This is a genomic window from Bacillus sp. GW821-FHT01G09 (genome assembly GCF_059422205.1).
In genome coordinates, this window is sequence record NZ_JBWKWL010000005.1 from 55,647 (window position 1) to 78,231 (window position 22,585).

22 protein-coding genes are annotated in these 22,585 nt (G+C 45.5%); 13 read left to right on the plus strand and 9 right to left on the minus strand.

Annotated features, from left to right (window positions below):
- Positions 1-165 precede the first annotated feature (165 nt).
- Positions 166-1,086: a DMT family transporter gene (locus AC07VD_RS16665; protein ID WP_348711729.1), complete on the minus strand. Its 921-nt coding sequence runs from the start codon at positions 1,084-1,086 to the stop codon at positions 166-168.
- Positions 1,083-1,910, minus strand: coding sequence for an AraC family ligand binding domain-containing protein (locus AC07VD_RS16670; protein ID WP_042977349.1), 828 nt, complete (start codon positions 1,908-1,910; stop codon positions 1,083-1,085). The genes AC07VD_RS16665 and AC07VD_RS16670 overlap by 4 nt, the downstream gene beginning before the upstream one ends.
- 226 nt (positions 1,911-2,136) lie before the next feature.
- Between AC07VD_RS16670 and purT the strand changes: the two genes are divergently transcribed.
- The 10 genes from purT (at position 2,137) to trhO (ending at position 10,786) form a co-directional block, all read left to right on the plus strand.
- On the plus strand, positions 2,137-3,291 hold the full coding sequence (gene purT / locus AC07VD_RS16675; protein ID WP_494721854.1) for a phosphoribosylglycinamide formyltransferase 2: 1,155 nt from the start codon (positions 2,137-2,139) through the stop codon (positions 3,289-3,291).
- Between the two features lie 143 nt (positions 3,292-3,434).
- On the plus strand, positions 3,435-4,376 hold the full coding sequence (gene mpr / locus AC07VD_RS16680) for an extracellular metalloprotease Mpr (protein ID WP_015252930.1): 942 nt from the start codon (positions 3,435-3,437) through the stop codon (positions 4,374-4,376).
- Entirely contained in the window at positions 4,339-4,737 is a 399-nt protein-coding gene (locus tag AC07VD_RS16685; protein WP_185184499.1) for a YbfJ family protein, read from the plus strand. Before mpr ends, AC07VD_RS16685 begins: the two co-directional genes overlap by 38 nt.
- A 170-nt stretch (positions 4,738-4,907) precedes the next feature.
- On the plus strand, positions 4,908-5,798 hold the full coding sequence (gene cesB / locus AC07VD_RS16690) for an enantioselective carboxylesterase CesB (RefSeq protein ID WP_029945973.1): 891 nt from the start codon (positions 4,908-4,910) through the stop codon (positions 5,796-5,798).
- Positions 5,799-5,992: 194 nt separating this feature from the next.
- Positions 5,993-6,526, plus strand: coding sequence for a CDP-diacylglycerol--serine O-phosphatidyltransferase (pssA, locus tag AC07VD_RS16695; protein ID WP_014475661.1), 534 nt, complete (start codon positions 5,993-5,995; stop codon positions 6,524-6,526).
- Positions 6,517-7,005, plus strand: a complete 489-nt coding sequence (locus AC07VD_RS16700) for a DedA family protein (protein WP_003234861.1) — start codon at positions 6,517-6,519, stop codon at positions 7,003-7,005. The genes pssA and AC07VD_RS16700 overlap by 10 nt, the downstream gene beginning before the upstream one ends.
- Positions 6,998-7,789, plus strand: coding sequence for a phosphatidylserine decarboxylase (locus tag AC07VD_RS16705; protein ID WP_003234858.1), 792 nt, complete (start codon positions 6,998-7,000; stop codon positions 7,787-7,789). Before AC07VD_RS16700 ends, AC07VD_RS16705 begins: the two co-directional genes overlap by 8 nt.
- Positions 7,790-7,844: 55 nt before the next feature.
- Complete coding sequence (locus tag AC07VD_RS16710; RefSeq protein WP_021481898.1) at positions 7,845-8,123, plus strand: hypothetical protein; 279 nt, start codon at positions 7,845-7,847, stop codon at positions 8,121-8,123.
- Positions 8,124-8,229: 106 nt separating this feature from the next.
- Complete coding sequence (locus AC07VD_RS16715; RefSeq protein WP_086343392.1) at positions 8,230-9,570, plus strand: erythromycin esterase family protein; 1,341 nt, start codon at positions 8,230-8,232, stop codon at positions 9,568-9,570.
- Positions 9,571-9,817: 247 nt separating this feature from the next.
- Positions 9,818-10,786, plus strand: coding sequence for an oxygen-dependent tRNA uridine(34) hydroxylase TrhO (gene trhO, locus AC07VD_RS16720; RefSeq protein WP_003246287.1), 969 nt, complete (start codon positions 9,818-9,820; stop codon positions 10,784-10,786).
- A 35-nt stretch (positions 10,787-10,821) separates the two neighbouring features.
- Here trhO and gltP read toward each other — a convergent pair whose 3' ends face one another.
- From gltP to nagB, 3 genes are all read right to left on the minus strand, one after another.
- The gene (gene gltP, locus AC07VD_RS16725) at positions 10,822-12,066 is read right to left on the minus strand and encodes a glutamate-aspartate/proton symporter GltP (protein ID WP_003234847.1); all 1,245 of its coding nucleotides are present in this window, start codon (positions 12,064-12,066) and stop codon (positions 10,822-10,824) included.
- Between the two features lie 144 nt (positions 12,067-12,210).
- Positions 12,211-14,106 (minus strand): glucose-specific PTS transporter subunit IIBC, encoded by a 1,896-nt coding sequence (gene ptsG, locus AC07VD_RS16730; RefSeq protein WP_167559183.1) that lies wholly within the window; start codon positions 14,104-14,106, stop codon positions 12,211-12,213.
- 20 nt (positions 14,107-14,126) lie between these two features.
- On the minus strand, positions 14,127-14,876 hold the full coding sequence (gene nagB / locus AC07VD_RS16735; protein ID WP_217018696.1) for a glucosamine-6-phosphate deaminase: 750 nt from the start codon (positions 14,874-14,876) through the stop codon (positions 14,127-14,129).
- A 218-nt stretch (positions 14,877-15,094) separates the two neighbouring features.
- On the opposite strand from nagB, the gene gamR reads away from it, so the two are divergent.
- The 3 genes from gamR (at position 15,095) to AC07VD_RS16750 (ending at position 17,391) form a co-directional block, all read left to right on the plus strand.
- Complete coding sequence (gamR, locus tag AC07VD_RS16740) at positions 15,095-15,802, plus strand: transcriptional regulator GamR (RefSeq protein ID WP_003234841.1); 708 nt, start codon at positions 15,095-15,097, stop codon at positions 15,800-15,802.
- Between the two features lie 33 nt (positions 15,803-15,835).
- Positions 15,836-16,111: a DUF1648 domain-containing protein gene (locus AC07VD_RS16745; protein WP_129092213.1), complete on the plus strand. Its 276-nt coding sequence runs from the start codon at positions 15,836-15,838 to the stop codon at positions 16,109-16,111.
- A gap of 209 nt (positions 16,112-16,320) precedes the next feature.
- Positions 16,321-17,391: a branched-chain amino acid aminotransferase gene (locus AC07VD_RS16750; RefSeq protein WP_129092214.1), complete on the plus strand. Its 1,071-nt coding sequence runs from the start codon at positions 16,321-16,323 to the stop codon at positions 17,389-17,391.
- 36 nt (positions 17,392-17,427) lie between these two features.
- Here the strand turns inward: AC07VD_RS16750 and mmuP are convergent, their stop codons facing one another.
- The 4 genes from mmuP to AC07VD_RS16770 form a co-directional block, all read right to left on the minus strand.
- Entirely contained in the window at positions 17,428-18,840 is a 1,413-nt protein-coding gene (gene mmuP / locus AC07VD_RS16755; RefSeq protein WP_494721855.1) for an S-methylmethionine permease, read from the minus strand.
- Positions 18,841-18,960: 120 nt separating this feature from the next.
- Positions 18,961-19,908, minus strand: coding sequence for a homocysteine S-methyltransferase (mmuM, locus tag AC07VD_RS16760; protein WP_494721856.1), 948 nt, complete (start codon positions 19,906-19,908; stop codon positions 18,961-18,963).
- Between the two features lie 128 nt (positions 19,909-20,036).
- Positions 20,037-21,473 carry an alanine/glycine:cation symporter family protein gene (locus AC07VD_RS16765; RefSeq protein ID WP_046160011.1) on the minus strand — a complete coding sequence of 479 codons (1,437 nt, stop codon included), beginning with the start codon at positions 21,471-21,473 and terminating at the stop codon, positions 20,037-20,039.
- Positions 21,474-21,495: 22 nt separating this feature from the next.
- Positions 21,496-22,479 (minus strand): glutaminase, encoded by a 984-nt coding sequence (locus AC07VD_RS16770; protein ID WP_014475676.1) that lies wholly within the window; start codon positions 22,477-22,479, stop codon positions 21,496-21,498.
- Positions 22,480-22,585: the final 106 nt, after the last annotated feature.

Here is a 22,585-nt window from a genome sequence, read left to right on the forward strand (position 1 = left end):
GCGGGCGTTTTCGGATTTTTGTTTGAAGCGTTCTGAACGATTATATTAGCGTAAAACCTCAAACATCTATTGGGAAGTTGAGATTATTTAACATATTTTCACAATAGTTGATTTGTAACGCAGCGTGAGATGTCTGTCGTCTACCCATAAACTGTAATTTAGACATTAAGCATCCATTTTACATTCGTTCTCCAACAGCTTCGCTTTCGGTTTCATCTCCGAGATGTAGAGGCCTAAAAGCGTAAGGGCGCCTCCTAGAAGAGCGATCCATGTCATGTTTTCATGCAGGATCAGGACGGAGGCGGCGATTGTGATAACCGGGACCATGTATATATAAGCACTGGATTTGACGGCTCCGAGCACGCCGACTGAATAATTCCAAGTGGCGAAGCACAGGGCCGAAGCGCCAATCCCTAAGAAAAGCATGTTGAGTATATTTGAAGCAGATGAAAATCGGCTAAGGTCAAAATGGAAGTCGAACAAAAATAAAGCGGGAACCATAAACAATAAACCATACAAAAATACTCTCTGTGTCAGCTCGATGATGTGGTGTTCGTAAGCGCTTAATTTTTTCATGAATATCGAGTATCCGCCAAACACGAGAGCAGCCCCGGCAGCCATGATGTCTCCGAGCGGATTTAGACGCAGTACGATATTGCCGTTGAACGTAATCAATAAAAGCCCGATCAGTGCCGAGCCAAATCCAATGAAAAAAGTCAGCCGCAGTTTTTCGCCTTCAAGCAGAAAATGGGCCAGCACCGCAGTGATCATCGGAATAATGGCCACGATCATGCCGACATTGGATGCGTATGTATAGGTGAGAGCTATATTTTCTAATAGAAAGTATAAGGTTACGCCAAATAAACCAGCCCCGGCAAATAACAGCTCCTGCCGCCAATTCCTGAACGGAATCATGTTGGGACGGACGAGGATAAGAGCGATAAAGCCCATCAAAAACCGATAAAATAATATTTCCATTGGAGAGAAGTCAGCCAGCAGAACTTTTGTCGAAATAAAGGTCGTCCCCCAAATCAGAATGGTCACAATGGCTGCGATATGCCCCGAAGTTTCTCTTTGTATGTTCATCTGTGAAGCTCCTTTTCAAAAATCTTCATGTATTGCTTCGGCGTCAGCCCCACCTGCCGTTTAAAAAACTTCGTCATATGGCTCTGATCGCTGAATCCTGTCTGAAATGCCGCATCAATCGGCCTTACCCCTTGTTCAAGGAGTTTTTTCGCTTGATTAATCCGGATTGTTTCCATGTAGCTATTAGGGGTAATGCCTTTTTGTTTTGTAAATGAACGCAATAAATGATACTTGCTCCAGCCTGTTAATTCACTCAAATCATTGAGTGTGACATTTTCGGCATAATGCTCTTCTAAAAATTCACAAACCATTTTGACTTCGTCTGATGGTTCTGGAACGCTGCTAAGGAACGTGACATCTGAATAACGGCGGATCAGCTCTTCTAATAGATGAAGAAACAGCTCCTCTTTACGCAAAGCTTGTTTTTCCTCGGATATCAAAATATGCAATTCCTGCAGGCTGGCTGTCAGCTCATGGCGGAATAACACATGCTGGGAGAAATAAGGGAGATGCCCGGAGCCAGTAATCTCTTTCACCGCCTTCTCCATGATATCCGGCATAACATTGATACACCGATAATCAAGCGTCCGGCCGTCAATCTGTTCACAGCTATGCGTGTCACGGGGGTTAAAGAGGAGAAGATCACCTGGATTGATGATATATTCTTGATCCTGACAGGCCAGATACCGTTGCCCTTTTTCAATAAATCCAATCACATAATAATCGTGAAAGTGGTTCGGGAACTTTTGCATAATTCCCTTGAAGCGGTAGGCTTCTATATGAAGGTGTGGGTCAAGCTGCAGTGTGCGGGTTTCGTTTTGCATGGGATGCCTCCTGTCGGTGTGGTCTTGGATTAAGTGTAGCATGATTTAGGGGGATTTCTTGTATGATGTTGCTGTTTAGGAATAGAGAAAGCAGACCGTTATTGGTCTGCTTTCGTTTAAGAATTTAAAAGATTTCATTCCTCAATAATAATTATCCCTTTTTTAATAAAAATTTATTTTTCAAATATTTCAGTTATAATGGTTTGGAACAGATAGGAGGGCAAAGATGTATCAATCAAAGAAGGTTTTATTGTTAGGTTCAGGTGAGTTAGGTAAAGAGGTAGTGATTGAAGCCCAGCGTCTTGGGGTACAGACGGTGGCAGTTGACAGTTACGAGCATGCTCCGGCGATGCAGGTCGCGCATAACAGTTATGTCGTTGATATGCTGGACCCAGAGCAGATCAGAACCATCATTGAGAAAGAAAATCCGGATTTGATTGTGCCTGAGGTGGAGGCGATCGCGACGGATGAATTGCTGAAGCTTGAAGAGGAAGGATTTCACATCATCCCGAATGCCCGTGCGGCCAAGCTGACGATGGATCGGGAAGGCATCAGACGGCTTGCGGCGGAAACGCTTGGACTTGCGACGGCTGGCTATGAATTTGCGAATACATATGATGAATTTATACAAGCGGCAGCACAGATTGGTTTTCCTTGTGTCGTTAAACCATTGATGAGTTCTTCTGGAAAAGGCCAAAGTATCTGCCGCTCTGAAGCGGATTTAGAGAGCTGCTGGGAGACGGCGATGGAAGGCGGACGGGTGAAAAACGGCCGCGTGATCGTTGAGGAGTTTATCCCATTCGAATCAGAAATCACACTCTTAACCGTACGTGCGGCTAACGGTACGACATTTTGCGAGCCGATCGGTCATGTGCAAAAGGACGGGGATTATATCGAATCGTGGCAGCCGCATGATATGACAGAGCAGCAAATAGAAGAAGCGAAGCATATTGCGAAAACGATCACGGATGAGCTTGGCGGATACGGCCTGTTTGGTGTTGAGCTGTTCCTTGCGAAAGATAGGGTATATTTCAGTGAGGTATCTCCTCGTCCGCATGATACGGGTCTTGTCACGCTGGTGACGCAAAATTTGTCAGAATTTGCACTGCATGTCCGGGCGATTCTGGGCTTTCCGATTACAGAAATCACACAGCTTTCTCCTGGCGCCAGCAGACCCCTCAAAGCGCCGGAAGAATTAGCGGATTACACTGTTGAAGGATTGGAAAACGCACTGGCAGTCCCAAAGACTCAAGTGCGCGTCTTTGGAAAGCCGATAACGAAAGCCGGACGTCGTATGGCAGTTGCGCTTTCTGCTGCTGATACAGTTGAAACGGCAAGAGAGAATGCAAAGAAAGCGTTGGATCAGCTAACGATAAAATAGAGTTTGAGCAGGCCTTGTCATGGTACAAGGCCTGTTTTTTTCTTTCTCCGTAAAAGTTTTATCATAAGAATCAGAAACCTGATTATAATGTAAAAGTCTTCCATCAATACGGGTGGTTGACACTAAAGGAGGGAGATGACAAAATGAAATTAGTTCCAAGATTCAGAAAACAATGGTTCGCTTACTTAACGGTTTTGTGTTTGGCTTTGGCAGCAGCGGTATCTTTTGGCGTACCGGCAAAAGCGGCAGAGAACCCGCAAACTTCTGTATCGAATACCGGTAAAGAAGCTGATGCTACGAAAAACCAAACGTCAAAAGCAGAACAGGTTTCCGCCCCTTATGAGGGAACCGGAAAAACAAGTAAATCGTTATACGGCGGCCAAACGGAACTGGAGAAAAATATTCAAACCTTACAGCCTTCGAGCATTATCGGAACTGATGAACGCACCAGAATCTCCAGCACGACATCTTTTCCATATAGAGCAACCGTTCAACTGTCAATCAAGTATCCCAACACTTCAAGCACTTATGGATGTACCGGATTTTTAGTCAATCCAAATACAGTCGTCACGGCTGGACATTGTGTGTACAGCCAGGATCATGGATGGGCTTCGACGATAACCGCCGCGCCGGGCCGCAATGGTTCGTCATATCCGTACGGCACTTATTCAGGCACGATGTTTTACTCCGTCAAAGGATGGACGGAAAGCAAAGACACCAACTATGATTACGGAGCTATTAAATTAAACGGTTCTCCTGGAAACACGGTTGGCTGGTACGGCTACCGGACTACAAACAGCAGCAGTCCCGTGGGTCTTTCCTCGTCAGTGACAGGATTCCCGTGTGACAAAACCTTTGGCACGATGTGGTCTGATACAAAGCCGATTCGCTCCGCTGAAACGTATAAGCTGACCTATACAACCGATACGTACGGCTGCCAAAGCGGCTCGCCTGTTTATCGAAACTACAGTGATACAGGGCAGACAGCGATTGCCATTCACACGAACGGAGGATCGTCATATAACTTGGGAACAAGGGTGACGAACGATGTATTCAACAATATTCAATATTGGGCAAATCAATAAATACAGCAAACTAGCCATATTCATGTCTATTTTGTTTTTATGCGGATGCAGTTCGCAGACGCATTCTTCTCAAAAAGAAACGACTATTCCTGTCACTCTTCATGTGGAGGATGCTAAGGGGCTGCCGGTCGCAGGGGTTCAAGTGACGATTGTCAAAGCGCCCTCTTCAGATGAGGAGCCGAGTACAGAGATTGGCGAGATACTCGGTAAAACAGACAAAAACGGTGATATCAAATGGGATACCGGCAGAAAAGGCGATTACTCAGTCGCGTTGACGAAGGGTGAAATATCAGTAACCCATCACATCTCGTTAACAGAGGATAAGAAAGATCATGCCATTCCATTAGTCTTCAAAGAATAGCAGTTTCCTTGATTTTAAGGAAACTGCCTTTTTTATTTATTGCAGGACACCAAACTATATACTGGAAATTTATTATGTGAGATAATAAGAAATAGGTATTTTTTCTTACGAGACAAAAGGGGCGTTATCCTTTATTTTATATCAATCAAACCCGGAGGAAAAAGAAGAAAATGATACAAGATTCAATGCAGTTTGCCGCGGTTGAAAGTGGTCTGCGCTTTTACCAGGCATATGATCAAAGCCTTTCTTTGTGGCCGATTGAGTCGGAAGCATTCTATGTTTCTACTCGTTTTGGAAAAACACATATCATTGCAAGTGGGCCAAAGGACGCACCTTCGCTCATTTTGCTTCACGGAGGCCTTTTCAGCTCTGCGATGTGGTATCCGAATATCGCGGCGTTGAGCCGTCAATTTCGTACATATGCGGTCGATATAATAGGAGACAAAAATAAAAGTATACCATCAGCAGCCATGGAAACGAGAGCTGATTTTGCAGAATGGATGAAAGATGTCTTTGATTCTCTTGGACTTGAGACGGCACACCTGGCCGGCCTTTCGCTTGGCGGCTCCCATATCGTGAATTTCTTACTCCGCGCGCCCGAAAGAGTAGAGCGGGCGGTTGTTATGAGTCCCGCTGAAGCGTTTATTTCATTTCATCCGGATGTCTATAAATACGCTGCAGAGCTTACAGGGGCAAGAGGAGCTGAATCATATATCAAGTGGATCACAGGCGACAGTTATGATCTGCATCCTTTACTGCAAAGACAAATTGTGGCGGGCGTGGAATGGCAGGATGAGCAAAGGAGCCTGAAGCCGACAGAAAACGGCTTTCCGTACGTGTTCACAGACCAGGAATTGAAATCAATACAAGTCCCGGTACTTCTGATGTTCGGTGAGCACGAGGTCATGTACCATCAGCAAATGGCCTTTGAGCGGGCTTCGGTATTGGTGCCGGGAATTCAGGCTGAAATCGTAAAGAACGCCGGACATCTGTTATCTCTGGAGCAGCCAGAGTACGTCAATCAACGCGTCTTGTCCTTTTTATGCGGGGGGATAAAATAGTAAGGAACATGAAAAGATTGGCATTCATTTTTCAAAAGGTAACAAATGTTGTATAATAATAGAATTTGAATGCTGCTTTTTTGGGAGCATTCTATGTTATCATGCTTATTGGAGAAAAATTTTTCCTGTAACGCTATTCGATCACTATCGTCAAATAATATAGATGGTTTTACAATTGGAGGTTTGGTTACACTGTGAATTACATCCCCTGTATGATTACGATAGGAAACTTCATTTGCGGATTGCTGGCGATTCATTCCTTGCTATATCACAACATTCATTCAGCAGTGCTTTTTATTTTTACAGGCATGTTCCTTGATTTCTTTGACGGGATGGCTGCTCGTAAGCTGAATGCCGTTTCTGATATGGGGAAAGAACTGGATTCGTTTGCCGATCTGGTTACCTTTGGGGTGGCTCCTTCTATGCTTGCTTACAGTGTCGCGTTGTATACCCTGCCATTTATCGGGATCTTATGCGCATTGACGTACAGCATTTGCGGAATGCTTCGCCTCTCTAAATTTAACATTGAACAAAGCAAGCTCCCGACATTTATCGGTATGCCGATTCCGTTTGCGGGCATGTGTCTCGTTATTTTAAGCTTTACCTATAACCCGATCCTTCTGGCAATCGGCACTTGCGGACTTTCATATTTGATGGTGAGTAAAATAAAATTCCCTCATTTTAAAAAACATGCGGCAGAAAACCTGGAGTCCGGGAGATGGAATTAGTTCAGCAGCTCATAGCGGATTACGGTTATCTCGCTATTTTTTTGATGCTCGTATTAGGGATTGTAGGATTGCCGATTCCAGATGAAGTAATGATGACCGTTGTTGGCTATTTCACGCATACCGATGTATTGAATTATGAGCTTTCGATATTGATTAGTTTTGTCGGGGCTTTGTTAGGTATGCTGATCAGCTACATGATTGGCAGAAAAGCCGGACGCCCGTTTATCGATAAGTACGGCAAGTGGGTCGGCTTAAAAGAAAAGAGAATGATGAAAGTGGAAAAATGGATGAAGAAATACGGTCCATATTCTCTTATTTTAGGTTATTTTATTCCCGGCGTCAGACATGTGACGTGCTACTTTTCGGGGATCGGCAAAATGGATCTGAAAACGTATGTTGCGTTTGCGGCAATCGGAGCCTTTTTGTGGTGCTTTGTTTTTATTACAATCGGAAGGGTTATAGGGATTATTCATGTTTAATACGGCTGTAAAGATTCTGTATCGATCATTGATAGAGCTGACGAATCATCGTTTGTCATCCTATCTGATTAAAGGATTTTGCGAGTCGAAAATCAGCAAACCGGTCATTCCGCTTTTCTCAAAACATTTTCGGCTGAATTGGGATGATGTGGACGGTACGGCTGCTGATTACGGATCGCTGTCCGAATTGTTCATTCGACAAATAAATCTGGAGCGGCGCCCTGTGTCAAAAGAGGCGCATGCGGTGGTCAGCCCTGTTGATGGTGTAGTTCAGACGGTAGGAATCATCAACCCGAATCAAACCTTTACGGTGAAGGGAAAAGATTACTCATTCGCTGAGCTGACCGGCTGTAAAAGCGCAGACCATCAATACAATGGCGGTTACTTCGTCGTGCTGTATCTAAGCCCGAGGCATTATCACCGTTTCCATTCTCCGATCAGCTGCAGGTATCAAAAGCTGGCCGAGCTCGGAAATCGCTCATACCCGGTAAATCAACTAGGCTTAAAATACGGGAAAGATGTGCTGTCGAAAAATTATCGGTTTGTGTACGAGCTGAATAGCGGCAGCCGAAATGTCCTGATGATTCCTGTCGGCGCGATGAATATTAATTCTATCGTGCAGACGAGCACCCGTGCTGAATTGGAGATCGGCGAAGAGCTGGGATACTTTTCATTTGGCTCAACCGTCATTTTGATTTTTGAAAAAGACGCGTTCCAGCCGTCCGCCCATTTAGCAGAAGGCCAAGAAGTTCAAGTCGGAGAACTGATAGGTTATGAAGAGTAAAAAGAGGAGCTTGCATAAACGCAGCGCCTCTTTTTTTTGAAGAAAGGTGAGATTCATGGAGAAACAAATCATCAGCTGGATTACAGATTATCAGAACACCGGAGATGAAGCCGTCCTGCGGCAAGTGCGAGAAGTGTGCTGGCCGATCGTTGAAGCGGTTTTGCAAGAGAAGGCAATAGATGATGAACAAGCGAACAATTTGCGCGAAAAAGGAATCGAGCGGTTTCCATTCATCATCAGCAAATACCAAGCGGATGTGCAGCTTCCGGTTGAGACATTTTTACGAAATACGTATCGGTTTTACTTTCATCAGGTGATGAGAGAATCCAGCTAAAGCTTCTTTCAACAGAGAAGCTTTTTTTTTGTTGGTGAAAAAAGGAATCTTTTTCTATATCTATCTCGTAATGACTAGAGAACCTAGCAGAAAAGGAGAGATAGAATTGAAACGAATGATAGTGAGAATGACTCTGCCGCTGCTGATTGTCTGTCTGGCGTTTTCTTCTTTTTCAGTCTCGGCACGTGCTGCTTCTGAAGAAAAATATTGGGATTCATGGATTGAACGACATGCACAGCCACTGGATGCTTCCAATGCTTCAAACAAAGACCTTCGATTTCTAAAGAAGGTGCTGAAAGGGAAACGAATCGTTCAGTTAGGGGAAACGACACACGGCGCTGGTGAAATCAACGCCACAAAGGTCAGAATGATCAAATATCTCCACGAAGAGCTGGGATACGATGTATTGGCATTTGAGTCTGGCTTTCCTGATACAAATGCATCCTACCTTAATATGGACCAATTAACCCCTAAAAGCACGATGAAAAACTCCATTTACGCTGTATGGCACACAGAAGATGTCGTTGAATTGTTTGATTACATGAAAGAGCAAAAAGAGAAAGGCGATCCGCTGATCCTTACCGGTTTTGATATTCAAAGCATGAAGAATTCATTCAATGATGCTGCGACTCATTGGGTAAAAGCGGTGGACCCTGAGAAAGCAGAGTTGCTCTCCCAATCAGAAAATGATTTTTCAACATTAGTGACAGACAGCAATACGTTTGATGAATTTTCGCAAAAGAAGGAAAAGCTTGTGAAAAACTATCAGAAGCTGATCAAGTTCACTAAAACACATGCTTCAGAGCTAAAAGAAAACCTTCCAAAAGAGCCGAAAGCTTATGAGATGTTTATGCATTCTCTTCAGCTGAGAATTGACGTAATGGAAACGTATATGCTGGAAGAAATGAAAGAAAAACTAGAGGAGTATCCGGAGAATATTGAGGATTTTTCATTCTTTATGAGAGACCGCATGATGGCTGAACAATTTCAGTGGGTAGCTGACACCCTTTATCCGAAAAAGAAAATCATTGTCTGGGGCCACAATTACCATCTACGCAAACAGAATACGAAGATGATAAAGGACTGGGTACAGCTAAACGGCCCTAACATGGGTGATTATTTGCCGGAGCAGCTGAAAAAACAAACATATACGATTGGCATTTATGCTTACTCAGGTGCGAGTCTTGATAGCTCCGATAATAAGACTGTTAAGCCGGTTACAAGCCCGCCGCCGTCTGAGAGCCTTGAAGCTTTGCTGAAAGCGGCGGACCGACCGGCTGTTTTTGTTGATTTTCTCCATACAAAAAACAAGAAAGGCACTTCGTGGATGTATACCCCCCGCACAGCACTCTATTGGGGATTCACAGAAGAGCAGATGATCCTTAAGGAACAATATGACGGTGTCATTTGGCTGGAGCATATCACGCCATCTGTCATTATCAAGTGAGCGGTGTCCCCTGTGGTATAACAGGTGGAGTTCACCTTTTGTTTGATAGTTTTCAGATAACTACATTGATTAGTAAATGAATGGAAAATACTTGTGTGCCGTGAGAAACCCTTGTGCTGCTTAGGTTTGTAAGAGCTTGGATATTTTTATCAGTCTGGGCGGATCTGTTCATCTTTGCGGCATTTTCCTGTATGATATAGTAAGAGTGTGCATAGCAACTAACTATAATTGAACAGGGTGTTTAAACATGGAAAAACAATACAGAGTATTACTTTACTATAAATATGTTCCGATTGAAGATCCAGAGGCGTTTAGAGAGCAGCATCTGGCTTTTTGTAAGGAGCTTGGTTTGTTAGGCCGTATCCTTGTTTCTTCTGAAGGAATTAACGGTACGGTATCAGGTACGGTTGAACAGACTGAAAAATATATGGAAACAATGAAAGCTGATCCTCGTTTTGCGGACATGGTATTTAAAATTGATGAAGCAGAAGGCCATGCCTTCAAAAAAATCTTCGTCCGCCATAAAAAAGAGCTTGTAACGCTTCGTCTTGAAGATGATGTCGATCCGAACGAAACAACAGGCCAGCATTTGAAGCCTGCAGAATTTTATGAGAAGATGCAGGATCCAAACACAATTGTCATCGACGCGCGTAACGATTACGAGTATGACCTTGGCCATTTCAGAGGTGCGGTCCGTCCTGACATCGAAGCCTTCCGCGAATTACCTGAATGGATCGAAGAGCACAAAGATATGCTTGAAGGCAAAAAGATTTTAACGTACTGTACAGGCGGCGTACGCTGTGAAAAGTTCTCAGGATGGCTGGTGAAGCAAGGCTTTGAAGATGTAGCACAGCTTGACGGCGGAATCGTGACATACGGAAAAGATCCAGAGGTGCAAGGCAAGCTTTGGGACGGCCAGTGCTACGTATTTGATGAAAGAATCAGCGTGCCTGTCAACCGTGTCGAGCATGTGATTGTCGGCAAGGACTACTTTACAGGAGAACCGTGTGAGCGTTATGTGAACTGCGCAAATCCATCTTGCAATAAAAAAATGATATGCACACCGGAAAATGAGTATAAATATATGCGCAGCTGCAGCCACGAATGCCGCACGAACCCAAGAAACCTGTATGTGAAAGAGCATAATATGACAGAAGAAGAAGTAAACGCAAGACTGGCAGCGATTGAAACAGAAGATCACGCTGCTGCTGAATAAAAAAAGAACACCTCGTATTGAGGTGTTCTTTTTTTCTATATGCTTTCAGTTTGGCTGTTTGCGGAAACCCATTCTTTTTGGCGGAAGGCCTTTTCCCATTTTGATACCACGATACAGGCGATCGCATGTCCCGGTACGTTCACGCCCGTTCTCGCCATGTCCATGACGCGGTCAACACCCGCGATAATGGCAACGCCTTCAGCCGGCAGTCCTACAGCATTGGCAGTCGCCAGAAGAACTACAAGCGATCCTGAGGGTACAGCTGCAATGCCTTTACTGGTCATCACAAGCACAAGCATCATGAGCAGCTGCTGGGACAATGTCATGTCTACTTGAAAGGCCTGTGCGAGAAAGATACAAGAAACCGATAAATATAAGCTGGAGCCGTCACAGTTCAATGACAAGCCGGAGGGAACGACAAATGATACCACTCGTTTGGGACAGCCGTATTTCTCCATTCTATCCATTAGCTGAGGGAGAATGGTTTCAGTGCTGGTGGTGGAAAATGCAATTAAAAACAGATCCCATATCATTTTCAATACTTCGAAATACTTAATCTGAAAGATGAGACCGACAAGCGGAAAGAGGACAAAGAGGATCAGGAACAGGCCAAGGAATACGGTGCCAACCAGCTTAAACATAGGGAGGAGGAGTTCAATGCCATATTGGCCCACAGAAGCTGCCATCAGGGCTAACACGCCGATAGGAGCAGTGACCATGACGATTTGCGTGAGCTTGAACATAATCTGAGCGGTAGATTCAAAGAACTTCATTACTGGTTCAGAAGCTTTGCCGATACCAGCGGCGGCGACACCAAATAAAATGGCGAAGAAAATAACAGCAAGCAAATCATTTCTGGCCATGACATCAATAATGTTTGTAGGGATAATATCCAGGATCATTTGCTTGAAATCAACAACTTTGTCTGTGTAGCCGGAAAGTTCATGAATATCTTTTTTTGCCAAATGGGAGAGGTCAAGCCCGACACCTGGTTTTAAGACATTCGCTAATAAAAGTCCAAGCCCTAATACCAACGTTGTAATCACTTCGAACCAAATGATCGTCTTGATACCGAGGCTGCCCATTTTTTTCATGCTTCCGCTTCCTGCGGCTCCAATGACAATGGTAGAAAACACAATCGGCACAACAATCATTTTAATCAGGCGGATAAATCCATCTCCGACAGGCCTCAGTGCCATCCCGAAATCAGGAAAAAAGTGGCCGATCACTGCGCCGACAGCCAAAGCGATTAAAATTTGAAACGCGATTAATTTTTTCAAATGAATCCCCCTTTAGAACGATAGAATTTAGGCATATTCATATCATTCGTGATTCAAATGCAAACACCTTTTTTCAAGTTATTTTATTTTGACAGCGCTTTCATTATGTTGGCGAAAAAGTCCCCCGCACCAGGGGGGACTTTTTTACTTCATTTGAATGTGCTTTAGATCTTCTTCAGAGGTATTTGTGAAAATAACCGGTGTTATGGCTGAAGCGGCATGCTGCTTGATGTAATTGAGATCAAAGGTGAGAAGCAGTTCGCCTTGTTTGACGGCTTGTCCGCTTGTGACATGTGCTTCAAAGCCTTCCCCATTCAGTTTGACGGTATCAACGCCGACATGAATCAGGATTTCAGTGCCGCCGGCGCTCATAAAGCCGATGGCGTGTTTTGTCGGAAAAATCGAGACGATCTCGCCGTCCGCAGGTGCAACGACTTTTCCTTCTGATGGTATAATCGCAAATCCCTCGCCCATCATTTTTTCTGAAAAGACTTGATCAGGCACATCCCCTAAAGAGACTGTTTCTCCTTTAATCGGATAGATAAAGGTCTCACCGGAATCGGGCTTCTGCTGTTTGTCAGTTACCGTGTCCAGCGCGGCGGCGGTGGCAGGGACGCCTCCGGCCATGATTGTTTTGATGTCGTCTTTTAAGGCATCGGACTTGGTTCCGAATATTGCCTGGAAGTTGTTGTTGACCTCCAGCACACCTACTGCACCAAGCCGTTTTAATTCATCCTTGCTGACTTGGCTTGGCTGATGAACGGTCACACGAAGCCTTGTGATACATGCATCCAGGTTAGCGATATTTTGCTGTCCGCCCAAGGCCTGCAGCACGTGAAAGGCAAGCTGGTCTTTTGCAACTGGAGCTTTCTCCTCATTCTGACCGTCTTCATCTGTCTCACGGCCGGGCGTTTTCAAATTCCATTTCAGAATCGCAAATCGGAACAAATAATAATAAATGAAAGCAAACACGATCCCGACAGGAATGACAACCCAGCCGTTTGTAGACAGTCCGTAGTTCAAGACGTAGTCAATTCCGCCGCCTGAGAACGTATAGCCGTGGCGGACATGGAATAAATCACAAACGACAAAGATGACGCCGGCAAGAATAGAGTTAATCAAATAGAGCACAGGCGCAACGAACAAGAAAGAAAACTCAACCGGCTCTGTAATTCCGGTCAGCATAGATGTGAGTGCCGCAGAAATCATCACGCCGGAGATCATTTTTTTCTTTTCCGGACGCGCGGTATGGATAATGGCAAGAGCAACTGCCGGCAGACAGAAAATCATGTAAGGGAAATCCCCCATCATAAAGCGCCCGGCTGTCGGGTCTCCCGCGAAAAACCTTGTCAGGTCGCCGGTTACGGTGTTGCCTGTTGATGGGTCTGTGTATTCTCCCATCATAAAATAGAAAGGCGTATAAAAAATATGATGCAGGCCAAAAGGAATCAGCAAACGATAGATCGTTGCATAAAAGAACAGGCCGACTGTTGAATCGGCAATTAAACTGCTGGCTGCGTTAATTCCGTTTTGGATCAGCGGCCAAACGAATGAGAAAAAGACGCCGATCACCAATGAACTGACGGAAGTAATAATCGGGACAAAGCGTTTTCCAGAGAAAAATCCAAGGACCGGATGCAGCTCGATTGATGAAAACCGCTTATATAAATAGGCGGCGAGAAGCCCGATAATGATTCCTCCGAAAACCCCCATATCAATCAGGTGCTCGGCTCCTTCATACGGAGGCTGAAGGCCGAGTAATTTTCCCATATTGTCGAGGGTGACGGTTAAAATTAAGTATCCGATGACAGCGGCAAGTCCGGCTACACCTTCTCCGCCGGCTAATCCGATCGCGACCCCCACGGCGAAAATCAGCGGGAGATTATCGAATACAACGCCGCCTGCATCCTTTATAATAGGGATGTTCAGTAAATCCTTGTCTCCGAAACGGAGCAAAAGACCTGCTGCCGGCAGGACGGCAACCGGAGTCATCAACGCGCGGCCAAGCTGCTGCAGAATTTGAAATGCCTTTTTAAACATGACAGTCTCCTTTTATTGTTTTATGAGCATGGAGCACTCTTTAATTTTTGAGCTGCTTTATAATCGGCGATAACGGTTACATGATTGTGTTTTTGAAGAATGGAGGCTGGTACTTCTGTCGTGACAGGACCTTCAGCCATCTTTTGAATAGCGTCTGCTTTTTCCTCGCCGCTTGCTAAAAGCACAATATGTTTGCTGAATTCCATGATGGTTTTAATGCCCATTGAAATCGCGAGTCTCGGCACCAGCACCGGATCACCGCCGAAGAATCTGGCATTTGCCTGTATCGTGCTTTCCGAGAGCTTCACAACACGTGTCCGGTCCTCAAAATCAGATCCCGGTTCATTGAAACCGATATGGCCATTGGCGCCGATGCCGAGAATTTGGACATCAATGCCTCCCGCCTGGCGGATGAGATCCTCGTATACTTTGCATGCCGCCTCAAGCTGCGGATTGTCTCCTTGCGGGATATGAATATGATCAGGCTGCATATTGATATGCTGAAAAAGATGCTCATGCATAAAATGGTTATAACTTTGCGGATGAGATGGAGAGAGACCAGCGTATTCATCCAAATTAAATGTAGTAACCTTTGAAAAATCAATTTCGCCTGCCTGATAGTCTGAAATCAACTGCTTATACAAGCCGACCGGTGTGCTTCCTGTTGCCAGGCCGAGAACGGCATCTTTCTTAGATTGTATTTGTTCTTTAATAATGGCAGCGCTTAACTTACAGAGTTCTTCGTAGTGCTCGGCGATCAGAATCTTCATGTGACACCCCCTCAAAGAGATAGACAAGCACCTTATTTGTTATGACCAATTTATGATACTTGTCATTACGAATTTAGCACCGCCCTTATCAAACTGTCAATATTAATTTCAGAAAATTTGTTATAAAAGAAGGATACAAATCTTTCATATTGGGATGGCAAATGGTATTATGGTCTCAATTAAAAAGAACGGAATGCATACAGAATGGGGAGAATGAAATGACAGCTTTATATTCTGTTATCAAGTTTAAAATCATTGAGTTAATTAAATCGGGCAAATATCAGGCGAATGATCAGCTGCCGACGGAGAGTGAGTTTTGCGAACAATATGATGTCAGCAGAACAACTGTGAGGCTGGCTCTGCAGCAGCTAGAGCTTGAGGGATATATTAAAAGAATTCAAGGAAAAGGGACATTTGTATCGGCGGCAAAAATACAAACGCCGATTCCGCATAAGATTACGAGCTTTGCGGAACAAATGAGAGGCCTTCGTTCTGAATCAAAAGTGCTTGAGCTTGTGGTGATTCCTGCCGATCACTCCATTGCCGAGCTTTTGAAAATGAAAGAGAATGAACCTGTCAACAAGCTTGTCAGAGTCAGATACGCCGAGGGGGAACCTTTGCAGTATCATACCTCATATATTCCCTGGAAGGCGGCACCGGGGCTGGCGCAGGAGGAATGCACCGGCTCGCTGTTTGAATTGTTAAGGACAAAATACAATATTGAAATCAGCAGGGGCACGGAATCGATCGAACCGATTTTAACGGATGAAACGATCAGCGGCCACTTATTAACCAATGTCGGTGCGCCTGCGTTTTTATCAGAATCCCTTACCTATGATAAAAATGAAGAAGTGGTGGAATATGCGCAAATTATTACCCGGGGAGACCGAACGAAATTCACCGTTGAACAGTCATATCATTCATAAAGCAATGTGTTTTAAGAAGGGAATGGTGGTTCTATGTTTTTATTGACGAATGGAAAAGTGCTGTGGGGAGCAGTGATTGCTGCATTCATCCTTTCAATTGTGCTTTACCCTTTTCTGCCGACGCAGATGCCGATTCATTATGATGTTGCGAACAGTCCGAATCTGACGGTTAACAAGCTGGCGGGGACTGTGATGCTGCCTGTTTTGATGGTGGTGTTTGCATGGGCGCGGAAGATCAATTGGCAATTAGTGTTCGCAGTGTATATTTTGCTGATTTGCCACATTGTCGTCCTTTGTTTAGCGGTCTAAATCAAACAGCCAGAATAAAACTGGCTGTTTTTCTTTAATTTCAGCTTCATCTGACAATGAATGTGGTGTATAATAGCTGATGATCCTAAAGAATATTCTGAAATTTATAGGTGTGAAGCGGCGTATTATTAAAGGAAAGGCTGTATACTTTTTGCAGCTTTAAAAAGACTGAATATTTAAACAATTATGTGAAAGGTGTGCTGATTAGATTGAATAAGCTTATTGAACGAGAAAAAACTGTATATTATAAGGAAAAGCCCGACCCGTCTTCCTTGGGGTTTGGACAATATTTTACAGATTATATGTTTGTGATGGACTACGAAGAGGGGATTGGATGGCATCATCCGAGAATTGCGCCGTACGCACCGCTTACGCTTGATCCGTCTTCATCTGTTTTTCATTACGGCCAGGCTGTTTTTGAAGGATTAAAAGCATACAGAACAGACGACGGCAGGGTGCTGCTGTTCCGTCCGGATCAAAATATCAAACGGCTGAACAGATCGTGTGAGCGCATGAGCATGCCTCCTTTAGACGAAGAGCTGGTGCTTGAGGCATTGACGCAATTAGTTGAGCTGGAGAAAGAGTGGGTTCCAAAGGAAAAAGGAACGTCACTGTATATTCGTCCTTTTGTCATTGCCACAGAACCGAGTCTCGGTGTGAAGGCATCCAGGAGCTATACATTTATGATCGTGCTTTCGCCTGTCGGCTCCTATTATGGCGACGATCAGCTGAAGCCGGTTAGAATCTATGTCGAAGATGAGTATGTGCGGGCGGTCAACGGAGGAGTCGGGTTTGCAAAAACGGCTGGAAACTATGCCGCCAGTCTTCAGGCACAGCGGAAAGCGAATGAACTGGGCTATGACCAGGTACTGTGGCTGGACGCCATCGAAAAGAAATATGTGGAAGAAGTAGGGAGCATGAACATCTTTTTCGTCATAAACGGGGAAGCTGTCACACCTGCTTTAAGCGGAAGCATTTTAAGCGGGGTTACACGTGCGTCTGCGATTGAATTGATTCGAAGCTGGGGCATTCCGGTTCGTGAAGAGAGAATATCGATTGATGAGGTGTATGCGGCCTCTGCACGCGGAGAATTGACAGAGGTCTTCGGCACAGGCACGGCAGCCGTCGTTACGCCTGTCGGTGAACTCAACATTCATGGAAAAACGGTGATTGTAGGAGACGGGCAAATCGGGGACCTCTCGAAAAAGCTGTATGAAACGATAACAGATATTCAGCTTGGCAAGGTGAAAGGCCCGTTTAACTGGACAGTGGAAGTGTGAAAATCGAAAAAGAACCTGCCCGAAGGCAGGTTCTTTTTATTTTGAATGAGTCATATCAGCAGCCGGCTGGCTTTTGCGGTTTTTCACATAATATATTGCATAGCAAATGGCCATAAACGGAACACCGCAATACAGTGCGATTCTTTGATTCGGATCAAAGGCAATGCCAATGACGGAAGCCAGGCATAACAGAAACGCTGCAATCGGCACGAACGGATACAAAGGGGTTCTGTATTTCAAATCAGTAACCTTGTTTCCCGCTTCGATATAACGTTTTCTGAACATGAATTGAGAAGCAGCGATACCCATCCACACGACAACGACGGCAAAACCGGAAATCGACACGAGCACAACGTATACAGTGTCTGGCGCAAATACGCTGGACAGCAACGACAGAATGCCGCCGATCATGCTGAACACCAGCGCGTTAAAAGGGGTTCCTTTTGACGTCAGCTTTGCAAATGTCGGATGAAGCGTTTTTTCTTTTGATAAAGACCACAGCATCCGGGAAGAAGCGTAGAGTCCGGAATTAGCCGCTGACAGGATCGCTGTCAGGATAACAAAGTTCATGATATCGGCTGCGTATGGTACACCGACTCTGTCAAAGACAGCGACAAACGGGCTTTTGATGACACCTGCATCTTGAATCGGAATCAGCCCTGACAGCACAAAAATAGTTCCGACAAAGAAGAGTGAGAGACGCCAGACCGTTGTTTTAATCGCTTTTGGTATCGTCTTGTCAGGATCAACGCTTTCACCGGCTGCGATTCCGATTAGTTCCGTTCCCGAAAAGGCAAAATTGACGGACAGCATCGTCATCAAAATCGGGCCAAATCCATTTGGAAAAAGTCCGCCTTCCGCCGTGAAGTTGGACAGCATCGGAGCGGCTTCTCCGCCTTTGATCGGGATGATGCCGAACATGGCAGAGCCGCCTAAAAGAATAAATAATACAATGGCTAATACTTTGATGCTGGAAAACCAAAATTCTGATTCAGCGAAAAACTTGACCGAAAATGCGTTAAGCAAGAAAATGAACAGCGCAAAGACGGCACTCCACATCCAAACCGATGTATGGGGGAACCAGCGCTGCATTAACAGGCCGGCTGCTGTGAATTCTGATCCCAATGCCACGGTCCATGTCAGCCAATACAGCCAAGCGACCGTAAATCCGGTGCCCGGCCCTATGTATTTGGCTGCATAGGTGTGAAAGGCGCCGGTCACAGGCATGGCGACTGACAGCTCACCGAGGCATAGCATGACAAGGTAGACGATGCCGGCCCCGACTAAGTAGGCAAGTATCGTTCCGGCCGGGCCTGCTTGCTGAATGGTATAACCAGAGCTTAAAAACAGCCCGGTTCCGATGACACCTCCCAAGGAAAGCATAAAGAGGTGCCGGCTTTTCATACTTCTCTGAAAGTTTGTCTCATTCTTGTTGTGGGCAGAGTTCATCTTTTTCCAACTTTCTATCGGCGATTTATTTCCTTCCTAATAAAAAATCTCATGTCAGGAAGTGACACGAGACTCCGGCGAACCGGCTTTAAGTTAGAATATACAAACTATTCCGATAAGTCAAGTTGTTTTTAAAGAGCGGGCCCAAGCCGCAATTTCTTGAATATCTTCGGGTTTTGTCCGGCAGCAGCCGCCAATCAGTCTCGCCCCTTTTTCATGCCAGGTGCGGGCGCTCGCCCCGTAAGATTCTGCGCATGCTGCGCCGTTCCACGTTTTTGTTTCCGGATCATATTGCTCACCTGAATTCGGGTAGACAATGATCGGTTTTGACGTGTTCTTTTTTAACTCCTCTATCAAGGAAGGGATATGCTGAAGCGGCGTGCAGTTGATGCCGAGTGCTGCAATTTGGCGGTGTTCATCAAGCCACGATGCGCAGTCAGCTGCAGGTGTTCCGTCACTGATATGCAGGCCGTCTTTAGCACTGAAGCTGATCCACGCATACGTTTCAGGAAATTCCTTCAACAGCTGAACAATCGCTTTGGCTTCAGTCAGACACGGAATCGTTTCACATGCCAAAACATCAGCTCCGGCTTCAATCAGCGCCTTCATCCGGGGACGATGAAATTCAATCAGTTCATCTTCTGGTATTGCGTAGTTGCCGCGATATTCAGACCCGTCTGCAAGATAAGCGCCATAAGGGCCTACGGAAGCCGCAATGATCGGTTTTGGCCGATTCAAACGGTTCTCTTCAAGCGACCAAAATTCATCGCGTGCTTCAGCTGCTATGCTGACGGACAACTCGATGAGCCGGCGTGCTTCCGCTTCGCTCAGCTCGCGTGCGGCAAAGCCTTCAAATGTAGACTGATAGCTGGCGGTGATTGCACAATCGGCGCCTGCCGCGAAATAATCAGTATGAACTTGTTTAATCAGCTCCGGCTCTTCCATCAGGATTTTTGCCGACCACAGACTGTCGTTCAAATCACAGCCCTTGCGTTCAAGCTCGGTCGCCATGGCGCCGTCTAGCACAATAAGCGGGTATGTATCTAATATGTGTTGGATAGGATTCATAGAATGTACCGATGCCTTCTTTCAGATTTTTTTGAAAAAGATATGAAAATCGTAATGGAGGCTTACGTGTTTGTCAATAAACGCAAAAAGGGAAAGGTGTTCAGCCCATATGTCTGAACACCCTTTTCTTATGATATTTGTTTGTTGTGCGTGTCAGTCTTTGTGTCTGAAACCGGCCAGCACTCAATGCCATTATGGTTTTTGAGCACATCTTTATAAAAGACCGGATCCTTGCCTGCTTTTTTCTGGCGTGTATAGTCTTTCAGCGCCGTAAAAACGACCTTTGATAGTAAGAAAATCGCGATTAAATTCACGATGACCATCAAACCCATGAACAAATCAGCAAGATCCCAGACGAGCTGGACTTTGGCAACACAGCCAAACACGATCATTGCCAGCACGCCGATACGGTAGACAAAAATCAGTTTTTTGCTTTTGTTCAAAAAGCCGATATTGGTTTCGCCATAATAATAGTTTCCAATTAGAGCACAGAATCCGAATAACAAAATCAGAATCGCGAGAAAGCCTGATGCCCATGATCCGACATGGGAGCTGAGGGAGGCTTGTGTCAAGGCGATTCCGCTCAGACCCGGAGTATGATAGGCATCCGAAAACAGGATGATAAAGGCGGTGCTTGTACAAATGACCAGTGTATCTGTCAGTACACCAAAAGCTTGGATCAGCCCCTGTTTGACGGGATGGCTTGTTGTGGCGGTGGCAGCGGCATTCGGTGCGCTTCCCATTCCCGCTTCGTTTGAAAAGATTCCCCGTCTGACGCCTTGCATGAGTGCCGCGCCCAAAGCCCCACCGGCGGCCTGATCAAAACCAAACGCATTTTTCACGATTAGCGCAAGCACACCTGGCAGCTGCGTAATGTTGGTGAAAATGACGAAAAACGCAACTCCGATATACAGGACAGCCAATACGACGACAATGGATTCAGCCAGCTTTGCAATGCGCTTGACTCCGCCAAAAATAATCGTGCCGAATACAGCAATTAAAATGAGTCCCAATGTCAGGCGGTTTGTGCCAAACGCGTTTTCAAAGGCAAGGCTGACTGTATTGGATTGAACCGAGTTGAAGACGATACCGAACGATAAGGTGATTAACACAGCGAACAGCGCGCCCATCCACCTTTTGTTCAGCCCTTTTTCCATGTAATACGCCGGCCCGCCGCGGAAGCCGTTTACATCTTTTACTTTATAAATCTGAGCCAGTGTGCTTTCCACAAAGCTGGATGCTGATCCGATAATGGCGATAATCCACATCCAGAAGATTGCACCGGGCCCGCCGAGTGCAATGGCGATGGCAATGCCCGTAATATTTCCCGTTCCGACACGGGCCGCCATGCTGATGCAAAAGGCTTGAAACGGAGAAATGGTGTTTTTCGACCGGGAAGCAGCACCTTCTCTTAATACCCTGACCATTTCTTTCAGCATGCGAACCTGTAAAAACTTAAGCCTGAACGTAAAATAGATTCCCAGAGAAAGGAGCAAAACAATTAATAACTTTGACCACAAAAGATCATTTGCGATACCCACGATATGTTCCAGGATTTGCTGCATAGAATCACCTCTTTTTTCATATTTAAAAAATGCTGAGCTCCCACTCCTGCGCCATATGCTTCAGCAGCATACCGCCAGTGAGGCTGTTACCGTATTCATCAATGGCAGGCCCGTAAATGCCGATGCCGCATCCGGATTGAAAAGGCTGTTCTCTTCTGGCGCTTGGAGGCACCAGCGCCATGATGCCGCCGGAGACGCCGCTTTTGGCCGGCACGCCGACAAACGCCGCATATTTGCCTGAAGCGTTGTACATGCCGCACGTCAGCATTAATGCCTTGGCCAATTTTGCCACATCTTTTGGAATCACCTGCTCGCGTCGAATCGGATGATACCCGTCATGAGCAAGGATCAGGCCGATCAACGCAATATCTTCTGTGGTGCTCTCCATAGCGCATTGCTTCAAGTACACCTCAAGTGTTTCTTCTACTTCAGCTTCTAAAAAGTTTGTTTCTTTTAAATAGTAGGCCAGCGCTCTGTTGCGGTGGGCGGTTTCCCATTCAGAACGGAATACTTCCTCATGAATTCTCGGCCGTTTTCCTATCAAAGTTTCCATCACCGAGTAAAGAAACTCTAGCTTTTCGTATGCCGATTCTCCGGGAAGAATCGAAGCGATGGTGAGGGCGCCCGCGTTGATCATGGGATTGAAGGGCTTTCCCGGCTTGTTGATTTCGAGCCGAATGATTGAATTAAAGGCGTCGCCTGTCGGCTCGACATCCACGCGGTCCAGCACATAGGGAATGCCGCGGCTCATGCAGGCGGCAATAAAGCTAATCACTTTTGAAATGCTTTGCAGGGTAAAAGAGACGTTCCAGTCGCCGGCGTGTATCATCGTTCCATCAGGCTCCAATACACAGATGCCGAGCTGTGAATCATTGACTTTTCCTAAAGCGGGGATATAGTTTGCACTTTGTCCATTGGCGGCAAAAGGGCGATAGTATTCAACCCAATCATGAAGCTGTAACGCCGGGTTTATGTCTTTCTGGTGCTCTTTTATCAATTCTTTCATCGAATTCCTCCTCACTGATTTTTTTCTTAAAGGACTGAGGTGTATCAAAACGAAGGCTAAAGGGGCGTTAAACGCTTTCATAATAGCGGAAGGTATAATTACTGTA

Coding starts and splice junctions, on each gene's coding strand:
- purT (WP_494721854.1), top strand. CDS start 2,137: ATGTATCAATCAAAGAAGGTTTTATTGTTAGGTTCAGGTGAGTTAGGT.
- trhO (WP_003246287.1), top strand. CDS start 9,818: ATGGAAAAACAATACAGAGTATTACTTTACTATAAATATGTTCCGATT.
- AC07VD_RS16765 (WP_046160011.1), bottom strand. CDS start 21,473: ATGCAGCAAATCCTGGAACATATCGTGGGTATCGCAAATGATCTTTTG.
- AC07VD_RS16665 (WP_348711729.1), bottom strand. CDS start 1,086: ATGAACATACAAAGAGAAACTTCGGGGCATATCGCAGCCATTGTGACC.
- mmuM (WP_494721856.1), bottom strand. CDS start 19,908: ATGAATCCTATCCAACACATATTAGATACATACCCGCTTATTGTGCTA.
- ptsG (WP_167559183.1), bottom strand. CDS start 14,106: ATGTTTAAAAAGGCATTTCAAATTCTGCAGCAGCTTGGCCGCGCGTTG.
- AC07VD_RS16705 (WP_003234858.1), top strand. CDS start 6,998: ATGTTTAATACGGCTGTAAAGATTCTGTATCGATCATTGATAGAGCTG.
- AC07VD_RS16745 (WP_129092213.1), top strand. CDS start 15,836: ATGTTTTTATTGACGAATGGAAAAGTGCTGTGGGGAGCAGTGATTGCT.
- AC07VD_RS16700 (WP_003234861.1), top strand. CDS start 6,517: ATGGAATTAGTTCAGCAGCTCATAGCGGATTACGGTTATCTCGCTATT.
- nagB (WP_217018696.1), bottom strand. CDS start 14,876: ATGAAGATTCTGATCGCCGAGCACTACGAAGAACTCTGTAAGTTAAGC.
- AC07VD_RS16770 (WP_014475676.1), bottom strand. CDS start 22,479: ATGAAAGAATTGATAAAAGAGCACCAGAAAGACATAAACCCGGCGTTA.
- mmuP (WP_494721855.1), bottom strand. CDS start 18,840: ATGAACTCTGCCCACAACAAGAATGAGACAAACTTTCAGAGAAGTATG.
- cesB (WP_029945973.1), top strand. CDS start 4,908: ATGATACAAGATTCAATGCAGTTTGCCGCGGTTGAAAGTGGTCTGCGC.
- gamR (WP_003234841.1), top strand. CDS start 15,095: ATGACAGCTTTATATTCTGTTATCAAGTTTAAAATCATTGAGTTAATT.
- AC07VD_RS16685 (WP_185184499.1), top strand. CDS start 4,339: ATGTATTCAACAATATTCAATATTGGGCAAATCAATAAATACAGCAAA.
- mpr (WP_015252930.1), top strand. CDS start 3,435: ATGAAATTAGTTCCAAGATTCAGAAAACAATGGTTCGCTTACTTAACG.
- AC07VD_RS16710 (WP_021481898.1), top strand. CDS start 7,845: ATGGAGAAACAAATCATCAGCTGGATTACAGATTATCAGAACACCGGA.
- AC07VD_RS16670 (WP_042977349.1), bottom strand. CDS start 1,910: ATGCAAAACGAAACCCGCACACTGCAGCTTGACCCACACCTTCATATA.